Source organism: Saprospiraceae bacterium (genome assembly GCA_016709995.1).
GTDB lineage: Bacteria > Bacteroidota > Bacteroidia > Chitinophagales > Saprospiraceae > JADJLQ01.
Genome location: JADJLQ010000001.1, coordinates 2,759,382 through 2,784,231 on the forward strand (window position 1 = coordinate 2,759,382; position 24,850 = coordinate 2,784,231).

Here is a 24,850-nt window from a genome sequence, read left to right on the forward strand (position 1 = left end):
AATGCACTTTCATGAAATAGTATGAAGAAGAAACAAACAAAACAAATACTTAGAATAGTATTGCTTATTGGAACAATAATCTCCTTGTTCTTTGTACCATGGATTTTGGTAAAGGCTTGGATTTTACCAATACCTGATACGGTTCAAGAACAAGTAAATGAAGCAATTGGTCATGGATTTGATGGAATAATTGTTTACGTGGACCAAGCTGGAAAGTCATCAGAGCTTTACACCGCAGGCTGGCAGGATCGAAAAAATAAAATACCTGCCTACCCGCAAGCCTTTTCAAGATTGCCAGCATAAGCAAGTTATATCTTGCAGTGGCTGTCGCTAAATTGGTTAATGACAAACATTTGTCTTTATATAAAACCCTGGCTGAATACCTTCCAGAACTTGTGGGAACGATTGAAAATGCCGATAAAATCACTTTGAAAATGATGGTGCAACATAGAAGTGGCATTCCCAACTACACTGACTACCCTGGCTTTTGGGAAAACGATTCTTCGATAAGCAATGAAGCATCGCTCAATTTGGTACTGGATAAGCCTGCTGATTTTAAACCTGATAAAAAATATAGTTATTCAAATACGAATTATTTGTTGATAGGCAAAATCCTTGACAAAACATTGGGATATAGCCATCACCAATATATCAAGAGAGAAATTTTGATACCGTTAGAGCTGAATAATACTTTCAGTGTGCTAAGTGAAGTAAATTTGGACAATGTTATGAGTGGGTATACCGTAGGTAATGCTGGCGATTTGAAGTATAATGATTTTATAAACCCTGCCGGCTCAATGGTAGCTACAGCACAGGATGTGGGCATATTCTTGCGGGCATTGAACGATGGCTCTTTGCTAAATGATAATGAACAAGATATTTATTCATCCATTTATGAATATGAACATACAGGATTATTGCCTGGCTACTCTAGTATTGCCAGGTATCATAAAGAGATTGATGCGGTCGTGATTCAGTTTGTAAATACAAGTGGTGGATACAGTTGGAATCTATCGGAAATCGTATATAACCGTATCATAAAAATACTGGAAAGGCCAAAAGGTTCATAAAAGTGGATAAAGTTTATAGCTAAGATAGCAATAAATTATGGCACTGCAGCACGCTTCAACTCACTAGTATTTTGAAAGGAATGAAGTTCATAAATGGCGACTTTTCTTTTACTAACTCTTTTTCAATCTAATTAAAATGAAAAATTAATTGTAAAATTGAGAAGTAATTTGCAATGCACAAACTACCTGCAAGCAACTAGTAAAAATCATTTTAAATAAGAAAATACATGGCCAAAATGCGAATATTTTTTACTGGAGGATCGGGTAAGGCAGGGAAGCACGTGATCCCCTACCTCCTCGACCAGGGACACAGAGTGATGAATGCAGACCTTCGGCCTTTGGATCATTCAGGGGTAGACAATCTGGTAGCTGATATTACGGATTCCGGACAAATGTTCAATGCGATGAGTTCGTATTGTGGGTTTGATGAACTGGAAGCAGGTACAGGCACACCAAAATTTGATGCCGTAGTACATTTTGCTGCAGTACCCAGGATCTTGCTTAAACCGGATAATGAAACTTTCCGGGTCAACACCATCGGCACCTACAATGTGATTGAAGCAGCAGTCAAACTTGGAATTAAAAAGATTATAATAGCTTCGTCAGAGACCACCTACGGCATCTGTTTTTCCGATGGACAGACGAATCCTAATGTACTGCCTTTAGAAGAAGATTATGATGTTGATCCAATGGATAGTTATGGACTATCTAAGGTTGTCAATGAAAAAACAGCTCGCAGCTTCCAGAGGCGATCTGGCTTTGATATTTATGCGCTTCGTATCGGAAATGTGATTGAACCGCATGAATACACCGAGCTCTTTCCCCATTATTTTATTCACCCTGAAGTGCGACGCAGGAATGCCTTTTGTTATATAGATGCACGGGACCTGGGACAGATTGTGGATTTATGTTTGAAAAAAGATGGCCTTGGTTACCAGGTTTTCAATGCTGGCAACGATCACAATGGTGCCATCATGCCTAGCAAAGAATTGGCAGAAAAGTTTTTCCCCAATGTGCCAATAAAACACGAATTAGGGGAGCATGAAGCTTTGTTTTCCAATCGCAAAATCCGTGAAGTGCTGGGATTTAAAGAACAACATAACTGGCAGAAATACCTGAAATGGGAAAATTTAAAATTTAACATACCTTCTGAGCGTAAAATGAAAAGTAAGTTTTTCAATTTCCCATTGATTATCACTTCGCTATTCGGCTATTTAGAATGGGGTGGCAATAATCAAATCTTTCTTCTAAAAACTGAGCTAGACATCCTTTCTAAAATATTTAATAACCTGCTTTCTGTACTTCATCCACAAATTTTACTCCCTTTGGCGAGTCAAATACTTTTAATGACAACCCTATTCCAAAAGAATCCGAATAAAATCTTGACCTACATTAGTATAATGGGATTAGGACTACTGCTGGGTTTTATGTTTGTGATTGGATTAATGGATATAAATTACAAAATAATAATTTCAACAATTACGTTCATATTTTTTGGTGTAGTAACAATTCACCACCATAGAAAAAATAGGATAATTAATTAGCCATAAAAAAGCTGAATCACTCATACCTGATCTGGAAAAGTGACCACTCAGTTTCCTAAAACTTCCAAAATAATAACTATGATAAAAATAAGATTAGCTTTAGTTACAGTAACCTACTTGATAAGTCACACTTCCTTTTCACAGAAATGTTTTATAACCATTGATAGTACTAAAATTTGGATAAATACCATTGGGCTAGAGAACCGCAAAGAAAGACAACCAGTGATTGTTTTTGAGAGTGGACATGGTACTCCGATGGACCATTGGGACAGAATATTAGCCGGGGTATCTGATTTAGCTCCTTTGATAACTTATGATAGACCAGGTATCGGTGAATCAGAACCAGATAATGAAATGCCTACTATCAAAAATGTATCGAATAAACTAGTTAAGATATTAAAACACCTTGATGTTAAACCACCTTATGTTCTTGTCGGACATTCTTTAGGTGGTGCTTATGTCCGAGGGTTTGCAGTGTACTATCCTGAATTATTAGCAGGTTTAGTAATTATTGATCCTGCTGACTTTACAGAAATTAGATTAAATAAGAGGAAATCTTTCCTTGACATTGGAATGACAAGTGAACAAGTAGACACATTATTTAACAAGTGGAATTTGGAAGATGTAGCAAATAAAAACAAGCCTTCCACTATACCAAAATCTGTTTTTGAAGAAAGTGAGGTGCTTGCTCAACTCAGAGAAACCGATTTTAAAGAAATTTCAGATTCAAAACTACCTAATATCCCTGTTCATATTTTGACGGGAGGTCGCTACGACACACCGCCCAGATTTCGTATTAAGGAACTTAATGATTCACTTTTGTTTAGAGCCAAAATGAAAATCGAATTGAAAGATGGACTGATGTAGTTCAATCTGTCGATAAAGGTATGTTATTCTATAGTGGAGATGCAGGTCATTTTGTGCATTTCGATGATCCTGAATTACTCATTTCGAGTATTAGAATCGTTTTGCAGGATTATGAACAGTTGCAGGAAAGTAAGAAAAAAAAATAAACCATCACTAATCAATACCATGGTTCAGCTAGCCTTTGATAACTGTGGCGTTTATCAAAATCAGCCGGTATTGAAGTATTACGAACACCATTTATAAAGATCTGACCAAAATAAATTGTTTCTCGATGGCAATATTTAGGCACGGCACGGTAGAGAAATTTTAAGTATTTTTGAATGGAAATGACCATTGTCCATTTTGCTACAAAAGAAAGTCAAGATTTAATGGAATCCTATTTATAATTGAAGATGCTGTAGAAAATATATGATTTAGTGAAAATGTAAATTTTGGAAATTTGACGGGAAAACAATAACGGAAATGACAAATTAATCGATCCAGTGAATAATGTACAAAAAATTACTGGAATAAATGCCTATTCAAAATTATAATTACTCATTATTGTCAGTTGTTTTCAGACATGGTATGTTTAAAACTTGCTATTTCTCATACGCTAATCCTACTTCCTTTGGAATCAAAACCAACACAAACGACTATAAACTTTCAATTAATCAAAAAAATAATTGCCCAATGAAAAATTACATTTTTACATAGCAGTATTTTCTATTTCAATAGGGTCTGTCTATTCTCAAGAAAGCGAATTTAATTCTCAAGAAATATTTTATGAATTAAGACAAAAGACAGCCTGGTTTTTAATCTCGGATTCAATCATTGTGATTCAACTCAATTAAGGATGTTATTAAGTGATGACCTAGAATTCTATCATGACCAAAATGGCATTTTAAAATCAAAAGAAATCTTGATCCAAAGTATTCCCAACCTATGTAAAATGGATTACAAACCCATAAGAGTATTAATTGACAATAGTCTCCAAGTTTTTCCATTGTTCTCAAATGGAAAAATATATGGTGCAATACAAACAGGTATCCACGAATTCTATGGTGAAGAAAAAGACAAACCTAGATACTTGACAAGTACAGCAAAGTTCACCCATGTTTGGATAATTGAAGGTGGTGAATGGAAATTAAAAAGAATACTGAGTTACGACCATGTAATACCTAGGAAATAAAAAGAAGCCACTAACCAGGTGCAGCACTCTAACCTGACATGCGCATAGAACTCACAGAAAACAGAAAGTAAATAAAACAATATGGAAATAACAACTTATATCTCCAACCAACCGCTTGAAAGGCAAAACCTTTTGATGACTATCCATGAGACCATCCTGAAGCATGACAAAAGTGTAAAAGCCGAAGTAGGGTCCATGATGGGAAAAACAATGATAATTTATAAAGGAAAAGGGCTAATGAAATATGGTCTTTCAAGTGTCAAAAACTATATATCCTTACATGCCCTGCCTATTTATGGATCTACCGTGCTGCACTCAAAATATAAGACCCTTTTACCTACAGCAAGTTTTCAAAAGGGCTGTATCAATTTCATACACGAGCTGGATATGCCTTTAGATATAGTCAAAGAATTAATCACTGATTGTTCCCTAATTGATCTCCTAAAGATGAAAGAAGCGTATTTGGAATCTAAGAAGGCAAAGAAATAAGATATAGCCATTTTCAAATGAAAAAAATTATTTTTCACAACATTGCCATTTTTTCTGCTATAATTATTTCTTTCTTTGCTTGTCAAAGCTCTCTTAATCCACAGGACCTTTCTTTAATGACCCTCGCTCCTGTTATGATCAAAAGGAATGGTGCAGAGAGATTTCAATATTGGGAATTTAAAAATCAGTCTTATTTATGGAACACCAATTTTATTCCACCTTTGGCATTAAAATCTTTCAGAGATTCTTTAGAAAACGAACTTGGTCAGGACACCTTTAATCTGATTTCTACTATGCTGGCATATCAAAGTGCTTCATACCCATCTGTAAAACTGATAATGGAGATTCCATCAATGCTCAACTTATTCACTCTAACACTGTAGGCAAGATAAGGCCTATCAACTTTTGGAAGCACAATTATTAAACTACCAGTTGAGTCGATATCCCCTATTAAGCCACCCAACAGAATTTCATGGTATGATATTAATGCATGATACACTAAATCTCATCAAAGTATATTTTGCTGCAAGCGATCAACCATGGCCTCCCTAAACCCGCAGTAATTTTAGAAGCAATGCAAAAAGATTTGCAGCAAGGTTGGATCTTCCGATCGCACCTCCACAACCATTATGAACCCAAAGCGCATCACTTTTTAGGTATACTTGCTCCCAGTATGACCGATGCCCAGTATTATCAGTTCTTAGCGGAGGATTATAAGGTAGAACAAGCACTGATCACTAATGGATGCCATACCCTCGAAATCAGGAAAGATGAATTTCAAAAATTGGTATTGCCCGACGATCATTGAATAGTCGATGTAACTATCATGTAATAGACGGCAAAGTATGGGGAAGGTACTAATAACAAATATTTTGAATTAATTTGCATGTTGAATGCATCGCTAAGCAAATGTCCATTAGTTCGATCATAAAATTTAACCTATTAGCTGGTATTTGCCTGATGGTCAATCAACTCGCCTATTCAGAACACATCGTCGGTGGCCTGATATCCTACGAATGCCAGGGTCCAGGGGCTATCCCCAATTCTAATACATATAAATTGACTATTCGCCTCTTCTACGATTGCTCCAATGATAATTCTTACGAACGCAATATAGAAATCGGAACATTCAAAGGCACCGGCAATACTTATGCTTTTCACAGTAAAACTACTGCCGCAATAGACCTCAACCCTGCCCTGTTTGAATACACCAAGTCATGTGCTGACTTGATTCGTGATGTGTGCGTGAATGTAGTCACCTATACTGCTTTTGTCCGCGACTTGCCTATCATCAGTGAAAACTATTTGATCTCTTATGAACGCTGCTGCAGAAATATAACCATATCGAATATCACAGACCCAGGCCGAACCGGCAGCACAGTGGCCCTCCTTCTTACACCGGAATCTCAAAGACCATGCAACTCCAGCCCGCAATTTGAAAACACCTTGCCTATTGTAGCTTGTTTGGATGAAGAACTCCAATTGAATCTCAAGGGAACAGACAAAGAAGATGACGACATCACTTATGAACTATGTACACCCTTTTCAGGTGGAGGACCAAGGGGTTTGGGAGGTGGTGCCGGAAATCCAAAAGAATGTGGCGGAATCTCGCCCGACCCAGCCCTCTGTGTCCCCTTGTTAAAAGAAGTAAATTGGGTTGGTACTAATATCAATGCCTTAATTCCATTCCCTTCCTCTATCCCGATCACCCTATCAGGAGGCCTGTTAAAAGCCAAGCCAAATGTCGCAGGTCAGTTTATTTTAGGTGTCTGTATTAAAGAATATAGAAATGGATTGTTGATGACTGTACAATACCGAGATCTCCAGTTCAATTTTGTGCCCTGTAATATCAATCTCAAAGCCGAAGTCCACTACGATCAAATAGAAGATGGAGTGCCTACCATCATCAGGTGCGAAGCAAACTCCGTAGTAAAAATTATTAATACCAGCCAGGACAGTCAATACATCAAAAAAGTGCATTGGGAATTTACGGGTCCTCAGGGAATCAAAATCTCTGACTCCGCATTTCATTTTTCAAAATCATTCCCTCTTGGAGGTATCTATAACGGCAGGATGTACATCAATAGAGGATATAATTGTTCGGATTCAATAAATCTTAAATTGAAAATTAATCCTCAGACTGATGTCCCTGCAATTAATTTAATCTATGACTCCTGCAGTGTAGGCCCAGTACTACCAGATATACCTATAAAGGACAGCACCTATGTATTGGATTATGGTGATGGTATCCTGGACACTTTTTCAAATGGGAGTACCTTGCTCCCACACCAATATAAAAATGCGGGCACATATACTTTAAAATTAAATTTGTTGAAAGGCAATGAATCTTATTGTGCTCAAGAAATAACAAGGACGATTCGATTATATCCTCCACCTGCCCTAGTAAGTCTGTCATTAAATGATTCAACCATATGTTACCCCGGCACCATCCAGTTTTCCATTAAAGAAATAATAGATACTACTTACCGGTTTATATGGAGATTGAGTGATGGAAGGTCGTTTGCCGGATTCAAAGTAAATGCTATTTTCACTTCACCTGAACAGCTCAGATTAAGCCTAACGCTCATCACCCCTTCAGGATGTGTCGTGGATAAAACTTTTGATAAAATACTGGTGCCATCAGAAAAGCCAAGTGCAGATTTTGAAATAGAGAATACTGACTTAACGCTCAAAAATCCCGTTCTCAGATTGGTAAACAATTCAAAGAAAGCCGACACTTATCGTTGGGATTTTGGTGATAATACATCCTCTATAGCCTTAGCGCCTACGCACCCTTATAACCGTACAGGGATATTTACAGTGACCTTGTATGCTATGAAAGACAATGGTTGTGTAGATAGTCTGAGTAAAAATGTGATACTCCGTGCAAATACAGATATATATGTACCCAATATATTTACTCCCAATGGGGATGGACAAAATGATGAATTTATTCCAAATATTCTAGCTGCTTACACAGAGTATAAATTAAATGTGTTCAATCGATGGGGAGGATTAGTTTTTAGCAGCACTGATCCAGCATATGGTTGGGATGGTAATAATCCAACTGGACAAATGGCTCCTCCCGGCGTCTATATCTACGAAATCCTAATCAGTATAGCTGACCAGTCCAGTAAACTGATTAAAGGTTCTATTACTTTAATTCGCAACTAAAGGTGGTGGAGTTTCTATATTTGTGTGCTTGAACTAATGCACTGTTCATGAATTGTACCCTCCTTATAATAGTGGAACACAGTATTATCGTACGTTTTATTCTACACATCCAAAAATGCAGGGTGAACATCAATCACAATACATACCTCTGACATAAATAAAAATGAATCGCATCAAAACCATTCTTTCATCCATTAGTCATAGACCTTATCCTTTACCCACGGGATCCTGGAGCTATTATCAGGAATGGAATCAAGTGCTTTTTTTACATTGGAAAGTCCCTTATGAAGATTTAAGAAACCTCCTTCCTCAAAAACTAACTTTAGACACTTTCGATGGAGCCTGTTATATCTCCCTGGTGGCTTTCTCCATGTGTAGGATCAGACCCAAATATTTTCCAGCCATACCCTTAATTTCAAATTTTCATGAAATAAATCTGAGGACTTATATCCTTAATGATAATAAACCAGGAGTTTATTTTTTAAATATCGAAGCCGAAAAATCAATCTCCGTCTTTATAGCCAAACTCTTGTCAGGGCTACCTTACGAAAAAGCAGACATCCACCGAACCGGCAATGTCTTTGTATCCAATAATGCCAGGAAAGTCACTTCCCTGGATACTACCTATACCGTGTCTGAAAAAATAAAACATAAAAGTGCTTTAGACCGATGGCTTACAGAACGCTATAGTTTGTATTTGGATCTACAGCATCATTGCTACCGCTACGACATTCATCATGAAGAGTGGCCTCTTAGCGAGGTGGAGACAATCCATTTGAACCTGAATTATAATTTGGGCAAAATAATTCTAACGGATCTTAGGCCGGATCTTGCTCACTATTCCGATGGGGTCAAAGTAATATCGTGGTCCCGGCAACCCGCATAAAAAAAGCGAAGCTTTTTTAAATTAATTTTTTCGTCGTTGCTGATCGATTAAAAGAAGAACTGGACCTGTCACTCGAGCTTAGGAGGCTGGTTTTACATTTTAACCACCTGGACGCTGTAACCCCTATTTAACAGCTCAAAAATCAAATCAGTAATATACTACCCTTAATCCTTGACTTGCCAGGCGAATTCCAAATCACACCTATATATAACTTCTTAATTCGCCGAAATTTATTCACTTTTGGCTATCATGCTACCTGATAAACAGCGAGAAATTCAGGTTGAAGGTACCTAGGTTAAATCTTAAGGTTTTTTTAAATATTTCAGACCAAAATCATAATAAAAGTCGTCAGCTCAGAGTTTGATCTACATAAATAGGACTGTATGAGTTGATACCATGGACCAAATACTTAGACAGTACTGTGTGTCTTGCGATGCCTGTCTACATTAGACGGAATTCTCTTGCTAGGCTTGCTGGTTGGAGTTCGTCATCAGTATGCATGCTTAAGGAATTATGTTAAATAAAGACTTTATCAATTTAGAATAAAATCGACGCTAATAATATTATAACAGTGAAAATAAATGGATATGATAAAAAATGTAGACTCTAAAACATATTTATTGTGCTGTATTCTTGCTCTTCTATCTTCGCTGCCGTCTGACAATTACGCACAATCTATCAAACGGCAGGTGATCTCAAGTTATGGCTCTTCCGGTATGTCGGATCATGTATTTATAGGACAAACTGCCGGGCAAAGTTTCAACACGACGATGAGTATCAATGGAGTAACTGTCTCCCAGGGGTTTCAACAACCCGTTACAATTGCTTTGGAAGAGATCGAAGACCAAGTCTATACTGATTTAAATGTTTTGGTCTATCCCAATCCTGCTACCCGATCTATCACCATATCCAGCAAAGAGGAAATACCATCTTCTTTTATCCAGGTGACCGATATAAATGGAAAATATCTATTGACCGAAAAAGTGCAGAATCTCTATCGTCATCAAATTGATTGTGCCTTATGGGCCAGCGGGGTGTACTTCATCACCATTTTTGATGCCCATCAAAATAATAAAACATTAAGATTAATAATTTCTAAATAATAGATACGATGAAAAAAATTAAACAATTTGCCTTCCTTATCTACCTGGTGACCTACCTGAACACGAGTAGTGCACAGCCTGCGTTTACCGCTGAGGTTTCTCAAATATTTCCATCCTTTAAATTTAAAGATAGTGAAGGTGTCAAACTCAATAGTGAATATCAAAGTTTAATCACCGGAGCCTATGGCATTGGACTTCGATTTATCACCGAAGGTGGCATCATCTTTAAAGGAGGTATTGGTATGCGTACCGGGGGAGCAAATTTGTTATATGATGAAACCAATTATTCCTGGAAACTACAATACGGGGATCTAAAACTTGGGCTTGGGTATAGAGTCAATTTTAAAACAGTGAAACCCTATATTACCGCCTCGGGGTATTATGCTACTATGCTTCGGGGTACCCAAATTATAAACAATGAACATATCAATGTACTCAAATCCAGTGCTCTATCTAACAGAGATTATGGATTGGTGTTCAGCCCGGGTATTGATATCAGGTTCTCAAAATTTATATCCAGTTTTATAGAATTCAACTATCTGCTTGGCTTGGCCAATATCGAATTGGGGTCCAACCAAAATGCTAAAAATTCATCGGTGGGAGTTAGCATTGGTGTGGCCGCTTCCCTGATCGAAAAATAATGTGTATCCCTTAAATTATAAAAAAAATGAAAAAACAGATTTATATAGTCATCATATGTTTGCTGGGTAGTGTGTCGTCTATCCTTTCTCAGAAAATAGGAAATTTAAATGGTATCTATTACCAGGCTGTTGCGGTGGATGATATCGGGAAAGAAATAGTAGGAATGGATATTAATGGAAAACCACTAAACAAAAAAGCGATAGGTGTCCGATTTACAATTACCCAAGGGATAGATGGAGCGATTGAATGGGAAGAGACCCATACCACCAACACAGATAAATATGGTTTGTTTACTTTAATTATAGGCCAAGGCACCCCCACCGGCAATAGTAAGTACCCCAGGCTCCTTGACATTCCCTGGATCGATGCAGATCAGTTTTTGAAAGTCGAAATATCTACTAAAAATGATGGCAATTATAAACTGGTCAGTAATCAACAGTTTATGTCCGTCCCTTATTCGTTTTATACCGATGACATTGCGGATGATGCGATTACTACAGAAAAAATACTCGACTCAGCTATACTCAACAGGGATATTCATACAAGTGCTGTAGATTCCAGAACCATTTTGAATGAATCTATAATAGCTGAAGACATTGATACCGGTGCGGTAACCACATCTGAAATACTGGATTCGACTATCCTGAATAAAGACCTGATGACTGGGTCGGTTGATTCAAGAACGCTGCTTGATTCTACTATCTTAAATAAAGATATTCAAACCGGAGCGGTGGATTCAAGAATCTTATTGGATTCGACTATACTTAATCAAGACCTACGTACCGGAGCGGTTGATTCCCGTTCGATTTTAAATGGAAGCATTTTAAATGAAGACATAGCGGATTCGATTATAGATCTCACTTCAAAAGTCAGGGGGATCCTGCCTGTAAAAAATGGAGGAACAGGTACAGACACCCTCCTGGCCAATTCACTCATCATAGGCAATACGCAAGGCGCTTTGTTATCCCTTGGCCAAGCAACAGATGGCCAGATAGCTGTGGGCGTCACAGACTCTATGCCCAAGTTAAAAGTGATCTCTGGTCAGAACGGAGTAAACGTGTCAGTCACCTCCGACTCGATCATCATCTCTTCTGTATTGCAAGCTATCGTCACTTCATCTGCAGGAACGATATTCCCCGGCATAATAGATCCAAAAGATACCTGGATATCACCATCCATTTTGGTCCCGGGAGTAGATCTAGGCAGTATTATCTATGGATCTATCGATGCCAATCTCAATGGCCTGCAAATGACCTTTTTCGTAACAGAGCCGGATATCATAAAAGTTTCTTTTTACAACGGCACTTTGCTTCCGGTTGATTTGGGATTTAACAGGCAGGTAAAAGTGATGGTAGTCAAGTGATAGTCCAATATTGGGGATAAAGGCAATTAAAAAAAATCGGAAACCTTTCTTCAAATCCTACTGCAATGCTAGAAGTTATATCCAAAAAGTAATAACCTTACCTTTGGACAATGGATAATGACCAACTTCGACAAAAATTTCTGGAAGAAATTGCTAAAAGTGAACAAGTCATATTGGAAAATAGTGAAATGACTAAACCAGTAGCTCCGGATGTAGCTATTGGTCGGATATCCAGAATGGATGCCATAAACAATAAAAGTGTCACAGAAGCAGTACTCAGACAAGCTGAAAGGAAACTGATCAGTTTCGGGAGGTAATCATTGTATTCTAATGCATGATTACGGTTTAAAACAAGTGATATCAAAAATAGGCAGCCCTGACTTTGGGATTTGTATGAAATGTCATAAAGCCATTCCACCCGATAGAATATTGATCCGACCTGAAAGTTTATATTATGTCCATTGCACAATTTAAACGCGACCTGATCCCGACCAAGTAATTAAATTTTGTTTTATACATCTCCTTATAGCACGATTTATATATCACAGGTCTATAACGTATTAAACACCACCCTCCCTCCTATGATGGTCGATTTGATATCTATATCCTCATCAAAAATGACGATGTCCGCATCTTTGCCGATAGTGAGGCTGCCCTTCTTATGATCCACGCGGCTGATTTTGGCAGGTGTGCTTGATATCATCTGTACAGCATGTGTCAAAGGAACACCACCCAAACGAATCATATTTCTAACCAACCTATCTGCAGTAGCTACGCTACCGGCGAACGAAGTCCGATCAGGCAATTTGGCCACCCCATCCTCTACGATTACCTGAAGTCCATCTCTAATGCTGCCCAATATACTTTCAGATACATCAGTCCCGGCGGCCCGCATGGCATCTGTGATCAGGGCGATACTGGCTGGTCCTTTTTGTTTGTAAATCAATTGCAATAAACTGGCAGGCAGATGACATCCATCGGCAATGATTTCTACCGTCAATTGGTCGTACAAAAATGCACTCTCAATGATTCCTGCATAACGATAGGCATGGCGTCGCATCACTCCTGACATGGCGGAATATAGGTGCGTCACATGCGTAAAGCCTTGTTCCAACGCCAGCACTACTTCCTCAGAGGTAGCATCAGAATGGGCGATACAAGGCAATATATTTTTAGTCTGGATATACCTGGCAAACTCCATAGCGCCTTCCAATTCCGGAGCAGCACTCCACCTCATTATATCGGATGTATGTTTTAAAATCTCTTCGTATTCTACGCGCCTTGGTAGCCGGATATATCTTGGATCCTGGGCACCTTTTTGATTCATAGCGAAATAGGGTCCTTCGATATGTAATCCCAAAAACTCAGAACCCTGGTGATTTTCTTTTTTTGATATCATACATTTTAAAAGTACGGATCAGATCTTCAGCCTCTGCAGTAAGGGTGGTGGGCACCATAGAAGTCGTGCCATGCCGGGCATGCAATTTAGCTGCTCCAAGAAAAGCCTCTACAGTGCCATCCATAAAATCATGACCACCTCCTCCATGCACGTGGATATCGATAAATCCCGGAGCTACGTACTGATGCCGGGCATCTATGATATGTACACCTGCATGCTCCTGATCATTTTGATTAATAGCGGTGATCTTGCCTTCTTCTATCAGTATAGAACCCTGATCGATGATTCTGTAAGGGGTAATCAACCTGCCATTGATAATTTTAATTTTTTCCATCCCTGAGTATAGATTGAGGTACCGGGCTCCAGTGTTTTATTTTATGACCAAAAAGGGCATAGAAGATCAGATAAAGATAGCATGGGATCAGGATCGCATATGCTATCCGCGCATCAAATATATCTACCAGTCGACCGTAAATCAAAGGGGTGATCGCATTGCCACACAATCCCATGATCATAATCGAAGATCCCAGCTTGGTAAACCTGCCCAATCCCTTAATAGCCAATGGCCAGATATTGGCAAAGATCAATGAGTTGGGCAAGCCAAGAGCTACCAAAAACCATATCGATATGTCTGTTGGATGCCCAAATACCACTACCGGGCCCTTAAAAAGTAAAACCCCTATCGACAATACGAAGCCCAATAAAGTGCATAGCAGGAGTGCTTTCTTTTGACTGATCCATTTTGGGATAGTCACTATGCCAATAATATATCCACACATCGTCGCGAACAATACATAAGAGGGAAATGCCTTAGCTTCCAACAAATTGAGACCCATCGTACCGGCATAACCGATGATGGTATCAATCGCTATGATCTGAGATCCAACGTGAAAAAATATGGCCAGTGCCCCAAGGATCAAATAGGGAAACTGGAAGACACTTGTTTTGCTCAAGGCACCTTCAGTCTTTTCTTCCTGATTGTTTTGTTCAGGATTGATGTCCGGCAAAGGAGAATATCTGATCATCAAACCGATGAGGATCAAGGCAAAACCAAGTATGGTATAAGGCACGATCACCCTCTGCACCAACTGATCCAACAAACCCGACTTCTCGACGAGGGACAAAGTGCCACTATTGATGGTTTTAAACAATTCGTTATCCGTCACTTTCAACACGACTGCTGCAAAGATGAGTGGTGCCAATATCCCCGCCACTTTATTGCACATGCCGACGATACTGATGCGTTGTGCAGCCCGGTCTATTGGTCCTATGATCGTCACGAAAGGATTGGCTGCAGACTGCAGCAAAGCCAGCCCGGTACCAATCATAAATAAGCCCAATAAAAATATAGCATAAGCTCTGCTTAGTGCCGCCGGGATAAATACAAAAGCCCCTGCTGCCATCATAAAAAAACCATACATGATGCCTCGCTTAAATCCTATCCTTTCTAATAAATAACCTGAAGGCACCGACATAAAAAAATAGGCCAGGTAAAAAGCAAAGGCTACCAGGTAGGATTGAAAATTGGTCAGTTCGCAGGCAATCTTAAAATAAGGGATCAAAATGGCATTGAGCCAGGATACGAACCCAAAAATAAAAAACATCAGCCCAAGGATACTCATGGAGACAAACCTCGACCAATCGAAAGCCTTCGTCATTGTAGATGGAGAGGAAGCACCAGCCATCTTAATCAATAGCGTTTACATCCACCCAGAGATCGTTTTGTGCAGAGCGCTCTAATGCCTCCAGGATGGCTACTTCGGTCAACATGCTTTTATGTGACCGGGGTTCTACCCTGGTCCTGAACATTTGAATCATATCCGTGTAGACCATACCGGGTTCTTTTTCCTCGGTACGGGATTTTAATTGAACCAGGGCCTTGGGGGTTTCTACGAAGGTCTCCCACCCATAGGCTTTATTTTTAAAAATCAAAGTGGCATATAAACCATTTTTAAATACCAGCGCAGCACTACCCTTTATGCCGTCCCTGGTGATTTTGACCCTGGCGATTTCATCTCCAAAGACGAACATCAGGGGCTGGACAAGATGAATCCCATAGAAAAAGATACCCCCATACGGAGAACCAAGATCTACAGGTCCATGACATATAACATGATTGATATCTTTCATCTCAGAGACCTGCTGTTTGATATCGTAAGTGGCGGCAGTGTGTGCCACAGTGCTAAAAGAGGTCACAGGTGTCTTATGAGCTCGGGCCAATTCCAAAAAAGCCTTACCTTCTTCTACCCGGTAACAAAATGGTTTATCTATAAAAGTAGGGATTCCGGCTTTGACAAAAGGAGTTGCAGCAGCCAGGTGATACTGAGCATGGCGATGATCTACGATCAAGGCATCGATCTTGCCGAGCATTTCTGATGGATCTTTAACGATATTGGGTATGTGCCCACCCTCCGCTGCTTTCTGTGCAAATGTGTCCGTCTCTCCCCATACATGTGTAAGTGAAACCTCCGGAAATTTTTTGTCGATATTAAACATTTTGCCAAAACCAATCGTGTGCGAATTTTCAGCACCGATGATCCCTATACGCAGCGGAGATAAAGCCGGAGAAACAATAATTTTTTCCACGGCAAATGGTGCTACCGATGCCCATGCAGCACCAGCTCCTACTGTTTTTACAAATGATCGTCTTGAACTCATACAAAAAATTATTAATGAATAAAGGTCTGCTCTAACAACCTGGATTTAAATGAAAGCATAAATAACGCTTTAAATCTTCAAGTCAACTATAAATAAGTTATTAGCGCGTGTCTAAAGTAGATAAAATTTACGGCTTATATTAGCTCATGTACTATATTTTGTAAGCCGACTGGGATCAGCTAGTTTTGACAGATTTTTCTACACCTTATAATTTCATCTCCCACCCGGGCTCATATGCTCTCGACCACAATTTCATAGCTGCCGAATCATTGAGAATATGACCATTCAAGGGATCAATATCCAATGAGTGACCCATGCGATAGGCGATATTGCCCAATTGCATCAATAGCGTACTTTTATACCCCGAGTCGATATCCGAATGCAAAGATTCCTTGCCATTGATACTTTGAAAAAAATTCTGCACATGTAATCCATCGAGGTATTCTGAGGGATTGGCCACATTGCGTGGATCGGATTGCTGAGATGGCTTTACTTCTTTGATCACTTTATTGTTTAAATCGTAGAGGGTATAGCTATCTCCTCCATCCATAAACAGACTTCCTTTTTCACCATAAAACTCGACTCCGACTGAGCTGCCTTCGATATACCGGCCATTGCAGGACCTGCCTTCCCAGGTCATGGACATGCCTTCTTTAAAATCAAGATTGATGACCTGGGTATCCGGGGTCTGCCAATCATCCTTATATCGATACCTTCCCCCGTTTGAACTGACTTTGACAGGAAAATCCGCTTTCATGCCCCAACGCAGTAAGTCGATCATATGGGTACCATTGTTTAACGCTTCACCAGTACCCCAGTGCCAGAACCAATGCCAATTATAATGTACGACATTGTCTTTAAAAGCGCTTCGTGGAGCCGGTCCCTGCCAGAGATTCCAATCCAACCAGTCTGGCACAGCGGTTTCTTTTCCAATCCCGATAGATGCCCGATTGTTGGTATACCATCCTTTGCCAATATACACCCGGCCGATGGCTCCAGATTGGAGTTCCTCTATACCTTGCACTACATGAGGGTAAGAACGGCGCTGATTGCCCATTTGTACTTTTCTATTGTATTTGGTGGCTGCTTCGACGATGATCTCGCCTTCGTGGGGATTGTGGCTGCATGGTTTTTCAAGATATACATGTTTGCCTGCTTTCATAGCCATCAGTGCTGCCGGTGCATGCCAATGGTCCGGTGCCGATATCACCAATGCATCTATATCTTTTGACTCCAACGAAAGTCTAAAATCTTTAAAGCCTTTAGTCGGCGCCGCTTGTATCCCGGAGATAGTCTTTCGAAAAGATGCCAGGGCCCGGCTATCTACATCACACACGTGGATAAGGTCGCAATTTGGTTGATTTGCAAAAGTCGCCCCCAATGCTGCACCACGCGAATTGACTCCCATAATCGAAACACGGAACAATTCGTTGGCGCCTATGATCCTTCGGTAACTGGCTGCGCTCCATCCAGGCAATGCTCGTCCGGCTGCCACTAGGGAACTAGCAGCCACTGTTTTTTTGATGAAGGCTCTTCTGGAATTTTTCAAGATGGAGGTTGAGTTCATTTTAATTGAAGTTAAGTTGTGAAAAAACTAAGATATGACTTAATCACATTTTTATAAACCACGGCAAGGTAAATAATAAAACTCCTGCGATAAACACCATGGTCAGCAAGTGAACGAACCGATTATGGAAGCGCGAAAAAACAAATTGTTGTATCTTACGCATCAACCAGAATCCGGCCATGCCGCCTAAAAAAACTTACCATTGGCGGTATGATGCAGCTCAACCGTAAATAAAAAACACAACCTGGATACCAATAGGAATAAATTTGTTATTTGAATATTGGCGATGTGCGAAATGGCCCGGTTGGCCACATTGACTTTTTTAAGATGACGGTTCCAATCAAATAGCTGCCAGAAGAACAGATAAACTATAGCCTGCACGATAAAATAAAACCCGGTAAACTGTATAAAGTACTTACCAGTAATCTTATACTGTTTGAATTGATCTATGGTGGAAAGAAGCTCCAGCCATTTCTCAGGATCTTTATACCAACCTGGTAGCACTCCGGCATAAAATCCAAGGGCTCAGTCCTCATCTGGGATCAAATTGATTTTAATGGATAGTCCCCGCATCTTAAAGAAAGCAATTCCGGTTAATAGAGCGGATATAAGGCTGAGGGCTCCAGCAAATGAATGCCCGTACAGTAACTCTTCTCCACCCAGTAATATTAAAAAAAAGATGAATGGGATCAATAGCCTCGCGGCAATGATTTTATATTTTTCAGTCAGATCAGATAACATCCATAACAGGATAAACACGAGTGCCAGGGCCATACTGAAAGCATATATATTGGATTCATAGAAGATCTGAAAATCAGTGTCCCGTCCGATATAATTTATTTTTAGTTGGGTCATAGGAGTTGACAAACTATCTGGAAGAGTGTCATTCAGCATGCCTTTATTTGGGATGGATGTAAAATGTAAGATATAATAAACAAACATAGTGAAAGCGGCCAGGCGTAATAGCAGTTTAGAGGACATGAAATACTATTTAAGAGTTAACAAGCAATTTTGTACAGTAGAAACGAGAGCATCAACCCCTTCTTCCAAAGGCAAAGCCACAGGCAATTGAATTTCATTTTCCAGTTCCAGTTTAAATTGTAGTGCTTCTGACGCAGTACATCCATTGGTATTTAAAGCCAGACCGATGACCTCAGCTCCATATGCTTTGATAAGATTGATTTCAGACTGTACCGAAGGTATTTTACCCCAGGCAGGATCATCATCGAAAAATATCCGCTTAGGAGCATGAAGCAAGATCACTTTTTTGGCATTGCCTGATATCAGCAATTCAGACCCGCATGGCCCACTCGGATTCCGCAGGGAGGACTGACCTTCCAAAAAAATAACATCCGGTTTTTCATGCTCATAACAAGCTACGATGGCGTGTTCCAATTCACCAGATACAAAATCGTTGTAAGTAGAGTCGAGCACAAAACCATACTTTCCGCTTTGCATCCATCCGGTCTGCCCGGTAAAAATCATTTCCGCTTTGAGGCCGGCTGCCTTACATCCGTCTAATAAAAATCGGACAGTACTTCTTTTACCAATGGCGCAATCCATGCCGATCACTGCTATGATCGGACACTTAACTTCAAAGATTTTGCCTGACCAAAAATGCAGTTCCGATTTAGGTTTTGGTTTTCGGATATCGGTGATGGTGCCACCGAATTGATTGGCGGCTTCTGCAATGGCCCGCTGATCACTGACATATTCGTGCAAACCACTGACGAGGGAGAGTCCTCTCCTGGCGCTGAAGAGTAACTGATCTAATAATTCAGCAGGTAGTTTACCGCCAATGGGCGCAATGCCCACGATAGCATATTTGATTTCAGGATATATCCGAAGCGCTTCATCCACTGATCCAAGCACTGGGATGTCTCGGTGGTGGCCATCCATGACAATACCTGCATCTTTGCCTTCGAAAGCAGGATCTACCACTGCCCTCACTTTGAATCGATCGGAACCTCTTATCAGGCCATGGGCTGTTTTGGCAAATCCCTGATCCAACAGGCCTAATGTAAATACCAATGCATCTCCTGAAATCATATTCGTATAGTTTTAGATAGAATTATACCCAAATATAAAACAATCCAATCTGCGCCAGGCTCAGGTTGTGACAGCATATAAAGGGATGCTCAAAAATCTCTGACTTGAATTGAAAAAAAATGACAATTTGTGGTTAAACGAAAGGGACAGAATGATTGACTGCAAGCATATCCAATGCATTGATCAATATATCAGCAGCTTCATCCAGCTCCATATCAGTGATGGTCAAAGGTGGGGCAATCCGTATGGAACTATCATTAAATAAGAACCAATCGATCAATAGCCCCCCTTCCTGCGCAAGGGGAATCAATTTTTGTACCAGTTCAGCATCCTGAAAATCAATAGCCATCCACAATCCTCCAGTGAGTCTTAATTCTTTGATCAATGGGTGATTTATTTTTTCGATAAACCGCTCAGCTTTTAACCGGCTTTGATGGATGATATCACTCGCCAACAATATTTTTAATGAAGCCAGCCCGGCAGCGCAAGATAGAGGGTGACCTCCAAAAGTAGTCATATGGGTCAAAGGCGGGTCTTCAGCGAGTGACCTCATTTTTTCATAGTCTGCGATCACCGCTGACAATGGTAAGCCACCTCCAAAACTTTTACCCAACACTAAAACATCCGGTACCAGGTCATAAGAAGAAAACGCAAATAAACTGCCGGTCCTGCCCATGGCGGATTGGATCTCGTCGATGATCAGCAGGATGCCATAGGTATCACAACTTGACCGCAGCGCCTTTAAAAATTCCGCTGTAGGCACATAGATACCGGCTTCAGCCTGCACGACCTCCAGGATCACCGCTGCCACTTGGTCATTTAACACATCCAGGGAGCTGATATCATTAAATACAATGTGCTCGATCTCGGGCACCAAGGGCCCATAAGGATTGGTCTTGGTCTCATCACTCATCAAACTCATCGCCCCGTAGGTGCTGCCATGATAGGCATTGGTGCAAGAGATCAGGGTCGGCCTACCTGAAAGTTTTCTTGCTAGTTTCATCGCTGCCTCAATCGCTTCTGTGCCTGATGAATGAAAGTATACCTGGTTCAATGAAGGTGGCAACTGGCTTGTCAACAAATCAGCCAATAATACCTGGGGGGCCTGGATATGCTCGCCATAAACCATTGTATGCAAAAAAAGGTCTGCCTGGTCATGTATGGCTTGTATAATGTCCGGATGGTGGTGTCCAAGATTGCTTACCCCGATACCGGAGATGAAATCCAGATATTTTTTTTCATCAATACCATATAGGTTTGCTCCCCGGGCTGAAGTGATTTCCAGGCTTAGCGGAAAAGGACTCGTTTTAGCTATGGCAGTATTGTATTGTGATCTTAAAGTCATGCTTAGGTTGGAATTTCCGCAAAAATAACCTCATATAATACAGAAAATTAACAGAATGTTGATAAATATATCATAATAAATATGTGACTTAGAGGCCATCTTAACGTTAGGGTTAGGTAATCATGATTTTAAAGTTTCTTTTTGTCACCAACATTTTGTTTATAGTCGGCTGCGGAGTTTCCAATGATCGACCTATGGCTTACGAGATTCATGGCATAGATGTCTCTCATTTTCAAGGCAAAGTGGATTGGTCAGCAGTAAAAGAACAGGGAGTTTCTTTTGCTTTCATCAAAGCCACTGAAGGAGAAGAACACTGTGACACGCTGTTTTATTCAAACTGGAAGGCGTTAAAGCTCGCAGGAGTCAAAAGGGGTGCTTACCATTTTTTTCGGCCAAATCTCGATCCATCCCTGCAGGCACAAAATTTTATGATGAATGTAAGCATGCAAAATGGTGACCTCCCTCCGGTGCTGGACATGGAAGTGACAGATTACGATGACCCGGAAGAATTAGTCAAAAATGTGACTATCTGGCTGGATATCATATCCACTGCATTCAATACCAAACCTATCATCTACACCAATCTTAAGGCCTATTATAGGTTTATAGCAGGTCGCTTCGAGGACTACCCCATCTGGATAGCCCGGTATAACGATAAAGCGCCTGAACTGGGCAACAACCGGCAATGGAATTTCTGGCAGTACGCCAACAGTGGCAAGATAGAAGGTATCCGGCAGGAAGTTGACTTCAATGCGTTTAATGGCACTTATCAACAACTGGAGTCCTTATGCATCAAAAACCTTCCCTCCGCAGAGTATTTTGATCGGGTGAGTGCCAGCAGGGACTGAAAGCAGTATACTTCTAGTACTCTTTATATACCAATTTCCCTTTAAAATAGGTCTTCAACACTTTCGTTTTATAGATGGAGAAAGTATCGCAAAGCAGTGGATCCTGATCCAATACGATTAGATCTGCCCATTTCCCTTTTTCTAAAGTGCCTGATTCTTTTTCTCTAAAGGTGAGATAGGCCCCATTTGCCGTATATCCATGCACTACACTATATCGGTCGATCAGGTGCTGGGGTGTCCATGGTGGGCGGGATATACTATCAGGTCCTCTGCGGGTCACTGCCACCTGCATACAATAAAATGGATTTTGAGTACTCACATTCCAGTCACTTCCAAATGCCAGGGTGGCACCTGCCCGCTTCAATGATCCGATAGGGTACTGCCATTCGATACGCTCCTTGCCCAGATAAGGAAAATTTAATTCAGTCATATAGCTGTCTTCGAGGGTCGCCCACAATGCCTGAATATTAGCGATCACTCCCAGGGATTTAAATCTATCATAATCATCCGGGTGGATCACATGCAAGTGTGCGATATGATGCCTGCTGTCTCTGGGTCCGTTCGTTTTCAGGGCATACTCAAAAGCGTCCAGGGTCATGCGCGTAGCTGCATCGCCGATCGAATGTACATGGATCTGAAATCCCGCTTTGTCCAGGGCAGCTATCACCGCCATAGCTGTATCCGGCGAGGTATTGGCTATGCCTTTGTGATGATCATCGGCATAATCTGTCAGCATAGCTGCAGTTTTGCCTTCTACGACGCCATCCATAAACAGCTTGACTTGGTTGAGATTGATCCCATTTGATAGGGGTCCATATTTAGCTCTGAGGGCTATGACTTCGTCCACCATGGACATACCCTTGCTGATATCACCGTAAATAGAAATATTGATATGGGCCGTGAGTTTATTTTCTTTTTCCAGTTCGAGATAGGTCTCAATGTATTCCGGACCGGCTGAGGCTTCTACCAGGCTGGTGAGACCATATTGATTGGCCAGTTGGAGTGCTACCAGCAAAGCTTGTTTTCTTTCTTCTGTGGTATATTTTGGCAGCAGGTGACTGACCAGGTCCTGAGCAGTCTCACGCAAGGTGCCGCTGGGTTCCTGTGTGATCGGATCTCTTTCGATCCTACCATTGAGTGGGTCCGGTGTCTCGCGGGTGATATTGGCTAGCGCAAGTGCTTTACTATTGACCCATGCATTGTGACCGTCACTAGAAGAGATAAATACAGGCCGGTCTGGAATGATCGAATCCAAAACAGATTTTTGTGGATTGCCCTGTTTGAAAGCTGATAACCACATGCTTTCTCCCCTGATCCAGGTATGGCTTGGATTCCTTGCTGCATAATTCCTGATACTATCTATGATTTGGTCGGCAGTATTGAGGTCTGTCAGATCGCACTCCAATAGGGCCAGGCCTCCACTGATAGGGTGGATGTGCGAGTCGGTAAATCCGGGTAGAACTGTATGACCCTCCAGGTCGATCAGCGTGGTCTCACTGTTTTTATAATTCAATATATTTTGAGTACTCCCCAGATCTATAATTTTCCCGGCTTTTATTGCCAGTGCAGCTATCGTATCACCCTCCGTGACCATCGTATAGAAATGACCATTGATCAGGATTACATCCGCTGAGTTTTTAGAACCACATGCACTGAGAAAAACGACCAGGAGTATGACTGAAAACTGTTTTACCATATAAAGTCAAATATAGTAATTAGTAATTAGTAAGTAAGGGCAACCCTGGCGGCACCATAAACTGCCTTGCCTGAATGAATTTGAATCAAGATGATCGAGGTGCTTCTCACTTATCTGCACGTTCATTAATCAATACAAGGAGGGCCTATTGACTTCAAAAAGACTTTGTCTGTTTTTTTAGCCTGTCTGTCTCTCTACAATCCACTTTGAGCCTTTTTGAAATACTTCCGCTTTACAAGGAGACTAGGTTTGCCTTAAATAAAAATAAATATGAAAAAATTAATTCAAAAAACGGTCATCCTTTTCTTCCTCTATTTATCAGCACTACCCATGCAGGCTCAGCAAGGAATAAAAAAGCCTCACCCATATGTATCTTCCAACGGCTATTGGGTAGTAGAGTATAATAAACAACCTTTGATGGGCAATGTCATAAAATTTTATGATTCCACCAGTGAATTGATATATACGGAAATCCTTGGCAGCCGTAGACTGAATATTAAAAATGTAACCGTAAAGCTGAAACTCGAATATGCTCTCGACCAGGTCATTAAAGCTTATGGGCTTCAAACCAAAAACAATCCGGGAAAAAACTACGTAGCGGCCATCCTTAAAAAATAAGGAAGGACAAAAAAGGAATTAGCACATCTTTTTAGCGATGAAGTCATTTAGTCTACGAAATCAGGCTTTCTAGCTGCTTCTCTTTCAAGGAAATAAAATTAAGCACTTTACCCCTTAACTTTATCGCAAAGTCATGGATCAACACTTATTCATCTTTTCCGAAGAAAAAAAATTCAGATGGCAAAGGCATTTGGTATTCTGGATATTCTGGTGGCTGTTTTTTGGGATACTATACTCTTACACGGCAAAATTCAGTTTTCTACCCAGCCTGGATCGCCTTCCAATCGCGTTGGTTGATTCCTTATTTTTCCTCACATCGCACATGTTTTTGACCTATTCTTTGATGTATTTTGTCATTCCG

20 protein-coding genes and 4 pseudogenes are annotated in these 24,850 nt (G+C 40.5%); 15 read left to right on the plus strand and 9 right to left on the minus strand.

Annotation, left to right across the window (positions count from 1 at the left end; all coding sequences use genetic code 11):
- Nucleotides 1-21 precede the first annotated feature (21 nt).
- From IPJ09_11650 to IPJ09_11710, 13 genes and pseudogenes are all read left to right on the plus strand, one after another.
- Nucleotides 22-1,070 (plus strand): annotated as a pseudogene (locus tag IPJ09_11650) (beta-lactamase family protein).
- A 227-nt stretch (nt 1,071-1,297) separates the two neighbouring features.
- Nucleotides 1,298-2,197, plus strand: a pseudogene (locus IPJ09_11655) (NAD(P)-dependent oxidoreductase).
- A gap of 495 nt (nt 2,198-2,692) precedes the next feature.
- Nucleotides 2,693-3,481: an alpha/beta hydrolase gene (locus IPJ09_11660; protein ID MBK7372074.1), complete on the plus strand. Its 789-nt coding sequence runs from the start codon at nt 2,693-2,695 to the stop codon at nt 3,479-3,481.
- An 835-nt stretch (nt 3,482-4,316) separates the two neighbouring features.
- Nucleotides 4,317-4,652 carry a nuclear transport factor 2 family protein gene (locus IPJ09_11665; GenBank protein MBK7372075.1) on the plus strand — a complete coding sequence of 112 codons (336 nt, stop codon included), beginning with the start codon at nt 4,317-4,319 and terminating at the stop codon, nt 4,650-4,652.
- A gap of 81 nt (nt 4,653-4,733) precedes the next feature.
- On the plus strand, nt 4,734-5,141 hold the full coding sequence (locus tag IPJ09_11670; protein ID MBK7372076.1) for a hypothetical protein: 408 nt from the start codon (nt 4,734-4,736) through the stop codon (nt 5,139-5,141).
- Nucleotides 5,142-5,158: 17 nt separating this feature from the next.
- Nucleotides 5,159-5,524, plus strand: coding sequence for a hypothetical protein (locus IPJ09_11675; protein ID MBK7372077.1), 366 nt, complete (start codon nt 5,159-5,161; stop codon nt 5,522-5,524).
- A gap of 191 nt (nt 5,525-5,715) precedes the next feature.
- The gene (locus IPJ09_11680; GenBank protein ID MBK7372078.1) at nt 5,716-5,949 is read left to right on the plus strand and encodes a hypothetical protein; all 234 of its coding nucleotides are present in this window, start codon (nt 5,716-5,718) and stop codon (nt 5,947-5,949) included.
- A 101-nt stretch (nt 5,950-6,050) separates the two neighbouring features.
- On the plus strand, nt 6,051-8,315 hold the full coding sequence (locus IPJ09_11685) for a gliding motility-associated C-terminal domain-containing protein (GenBank protein ID MBK7372079.1): 2,265 nt from the start codon (nt 6,051-6,053) through the stop codon (nt 8,313-8,315).
- A 163-nt stretch (nt 8,316-8,478) separates the two neighbouring features.
- Nucleotides 8,479-9,201: a DUF2071 domain-containing protein gene (locus IPJ09_11690; GenBank protein MBK7372080.1), complete on the plus strand. Its 723-nt coding sequence runs from the start codon at nt 8,479-8,481 to the stop codon at nt 9,199-9,201.
- A 587-nt stretch (nt 9,202-9,788) separates the two neighbouring features.
- Nucleotides 9,789-10,304: a T9SS type A sorting domain-containing protein gene (locus IPJ09_11695; GenBank protein ID MBK7372081.1), complete on the plus strand. Its 516-nt coding sequence runs from the start codon at nt 9,789-9,791 to the stop codon at nt 10,302-10,304.
- A gap of 8 nt (nt 10,305-10,312) precedes the next feature.
- On the plus strand, nt 10,313-10,945 hold the full coding sequence (locus IPJ09_11700) for a hypothetical protein (GenBank protein ID MBK7372082.1): 633 nt from the start codon (nt 10,313-10,315) through the stop codon (nt 10,943-10,945).
- Between the two features lie 26 nt (nt 10,946-10,971).
- Nucleotides 10,972-12,309 (plus strand): hypothetical protein, encoded by a 1,338-nt coding sequence (locus IPJ09_11705; GenBank protein MBK7372083.1) that lies wholly within the window; start codon nt 10,972-10,974, stop codon nt 12,307-12,309.
- A 110-nt stretch (nt 12,310-12,419) separates the two neighbouring features.
- Nucleotides 12,420-12,783, plus strand: a pseudogene (locus IPJ09_11710) (TraR/DksA family transcriptional regulator).
- A 76-nt stretch (nt 12,784-12,859) separates the two neighbouring features.
- Here the strand turns inward: IPJ09_11710 and nagA are convergent.
- From nagA to IPJ09_11750, 8 genes and pseudogenes are all read right to left on the minus strand, one after another.
- Nucleotides 12,860-14,042, minus strand: a pseudogene (gene nagA, locus IPJ09_11715) (N-acetylglucosamine-6-phosphate deacetylase).
- Nucleotides 14,029-15,366 (minus strand): sugar MFS transporter, encoded by a 1,338-nt coding sequence (locus IPJ09_11720; protein MBK7372084.1) that lies wholly within the window; start codon nt 15,364-15,366, stop codon nt 14,029-14,031. The pseudogene nagA and the gene IPJ09_11720 overlap by 14 nt, the downstream one beginning before the upstream one ends.
- Before the next feature lie 28 nt (nt 15,367-15,394).
- A complete protein-coding gene (locus IPJ09_11725) occupies nt 15,395-16,366 on the minus strand; it encodes a Gfo/Idh/MocA family oxidoreductase (protein ID MBK7372085.1) in 972 nt (323 codons plus the stop codon).
- 205 nt (nt 16,367-16,571) lie between these two features.
- Nucleotides 16,572-17,933 (minus strand): Gfo/Idh/MocA family oxidoreductase, encoded by a 1,362-nt coding sequence (locus tag IPJ09_11730; GenBank protein MBK7372086.1) that lies wholly within the window; start codon nt 17,931-17,933, stop codon nt 16,572-16,574.
- A 186-nt stretch (nt 17,934-18,119) separates the two neighbouring features.
- Nucleotides 18,120-18,437: a hypothetical protein gene (locus IPJ09_11735; protein ID MBK7372087.1), complete on the minus strand. Its 318-nt coding sequence runs from the start codon at nt 18,435-18,437 to the stop codon at nt 18,120-18,122.
- Nucleotides 18,438-18,458: 21 nt separating this feature from the next.
- On the minus strand, nt 18,459-18,914 hold the full coding sequence (locus IPJ09_11740) for a hypothetical protein (GenBank protein ID MBK7372088.1): 456 nt from the start codon (nt 18,912-18,914) through the stop codon (nt 18,459-18,461).
- Nucleotides 18,915-18,920: 6 nt separating this feature from the next.
- A complete protein-coding gene (locus IPJ09_11745; GenBank protein ID MBK7372089.1) occupies nt 18,921-19,982 on the minus strand; it encodes a DUF1611 domain-containing protein in 1,062 nt (353 codons plus the stop codon).
- Nucleotides 19,983-20,115: 133 nt separating this feature from the next.
- The gene (locus tag IPJ09_11750; protein ID MBK7372090.1) at nt 20,116-21,327 is read right to left on the minus strand and encodes an aspartate aminotransferase family protein; all 1,212 of its coding nucleotides are present in this window, start codon (nt 21,325-21,327) and stop codon (nt 20,116-20,118) included.
- Between the two features lie 122 nt (nt 21,328-21,449).
- Here IPJ09_11750 and IPJ09_11755 point away from each other — a divergent pair, with 122 nt between their 5' ends.
- The gene (locus IPJ09_11755; protein ID MBK7372091.1) at nt 21,450-22,175 is read left to right on the plus strand and encodes a glycoside hydrolase family 25 protein; all 726 of its coding nucleotides are present in this window, start codon (nt 21,450-21,452) and stop codon (nt 22,173-22,175) included.
- 13 nt (nt 22,176-22,188) lie between these two features.
- Here the strand turns inward: IPJ09_11755 and IPJ09_11760 are convergent, their stop codons facing one another.
- Nucleotides 22,189-23,871 (minus strand): amidohydrolase, encoded by a 1,683-nt coding sequence (locus IPJ09_11760; protein MBK7372092.1) that lies wholly within the window; start codon nt 23,869-23,871, stop codon nt 22,189-22,191.
- Nucleotides 23,872-24,141: 270 nt separating this feature from the next.
- Between IPJ09_11760 and IPJ09_11765 the strand changes: the two genes are divergently transcribed.
- Nucleotides 24,142-24,489 (plus strand): hypothetical protein, encoded by a 348-nt coding sequence (locus IPJ09_11765; protein MBK7372093.1) that lies wholly within the window; start codon nt 24,142-24,144, stop codon nt 24,487-24,489.
- Nucleotides 24,490-24,850: the final 361 nt, after the last annotated feature.

Bases quoted from the DNA above. Each gene is read 5' to 3' on its own strand.
- IPJ09_11675 (MBK7372077.1), top strand. From the start codon at position 5,159: ATGAAAAAAATTATTTTTCACAACATTGCCATTTTTTCTGCTATAATT.
- IPJ09_11755 (MBK7372091.1), top strand. From the start codon at position 21,450: ATGATTTTAAAGTTTCTTTTTGTCACCAACATTTTGTTTATAGTCGGC.
- IPJ09_11665 (MBK7372075.1), top strand. From the start codon at position 4,317: ATGTTATTAAGTGATGACCTAGAATTCTATCATGACCAAAATGGCATT.
- IPJ09_11725 (MBK7372085.1), bottom strand. From the start codon at position 16,366: ATGAGTTCAAGACGATCATTTGTAAAAACAGTAGGAGCTGGTGCTGCA.
- IPJ09_11680 (MBK7372078.1), top strand. From the start codon at position 5,716: ATGCAAAAAGATTTGCAGCAAGGTTGGATCTTCCGATCGCACCTCCAC.
- IPJ09_11720 (MBK7372084.1), bottom strand. From the start codon at position 15,366: ATGACGAAGGCTTTCGATTGGTCGAGGTTTGTCTCCATGAGTATCCTT.
- IPJ09_11705 (MBK7372083.1), top strand. From the start codon at position 10,972: ATGAAAAAACAGATTTATATAGTCATCATATGTTTGCTGGGTAGTGTG.
- IPJ09_11685 (MBK7372079.1), top strand. From the start codon at position 6,051: ATGTCCATTAGTTCGATCATAAAATTTAACCTATTAGCTGGTATTTGC.
- IPJ09_11695 (MBK7372081.1), top strand. From the start codon at position 9,789: ATGATAAAAAATGTAGACTCTAAAACATATTTATTGTGCTGTATTCTT.
- IPJ09_11745 (MBK7372089.1), bottom strand. From the start codon at position 19,982: ATGATTTCAGGAGATGCATTGGTATTTACATTAGGCCTGTTGGATCAG.
- IPJ09_11750 (MBK7372090.1), bottom strand. From the start codon at position 21,327: ATGACTTTAAGATCACAATACAATACTGCCATAGCTAAAACGAGTCCT.
- IPJ09_11740 (MBK7372088.1), bottom strand. From the start codon at position 18,914: ATGTCCTCTAAACTGCTATTACGCCTGGCCGCTTTCACTATGTTTGTT.
- IPJ09_11670 (MBK7372076.1), top strand. From the start codon at position 4,734: ATGGAAATAACAACTTATATCTCCAACCAACCGCTTGAAAGGCAAAAC.
- IPJ09_11765 (MBK7372093.1), top strand. From the start codon at position 24,142: ATGAAAAAATTAATTCAAAAAACGGTCATCCTTTTCTTCCTCTATTTA.
- IPJ09_11700 (MBK7372082.1), top strand. From the start codon at position 10,313: ATGAAAAAAATTAAACAATTTGCCTTCCTTATCTACCTGGTGACCTAC.
- IPJ09_11660 (MBK7372074.1), top strand. From the start codon at position 2,693: ATGATAAAAATAAGATTAGCTTTAGTTACAGTAACCTACTTGATAAGT.
- IPJ09_11760 (MBK7372092.1), bottom strand. From the start codon at position 23,871: ATGGTAAAACAGTTTTCAGTCATACTCCTGGTCGTTTTTCTCAGTGCA.
- IPJ09_11690 (MBK7372080.1), top strand. From the start codon at position 8,479: ATGAATCGCATCAAAACCATTCTTTCATCCATTAGTCATAGACCTTAT.
- IPJ09_11730 (MBK7372086.1), bottom strand. From the start codon at position 17,933: ATGAACTCAACCTCCATCTTGAAAAATTCCAGAAGAGCCTTCATCAAA.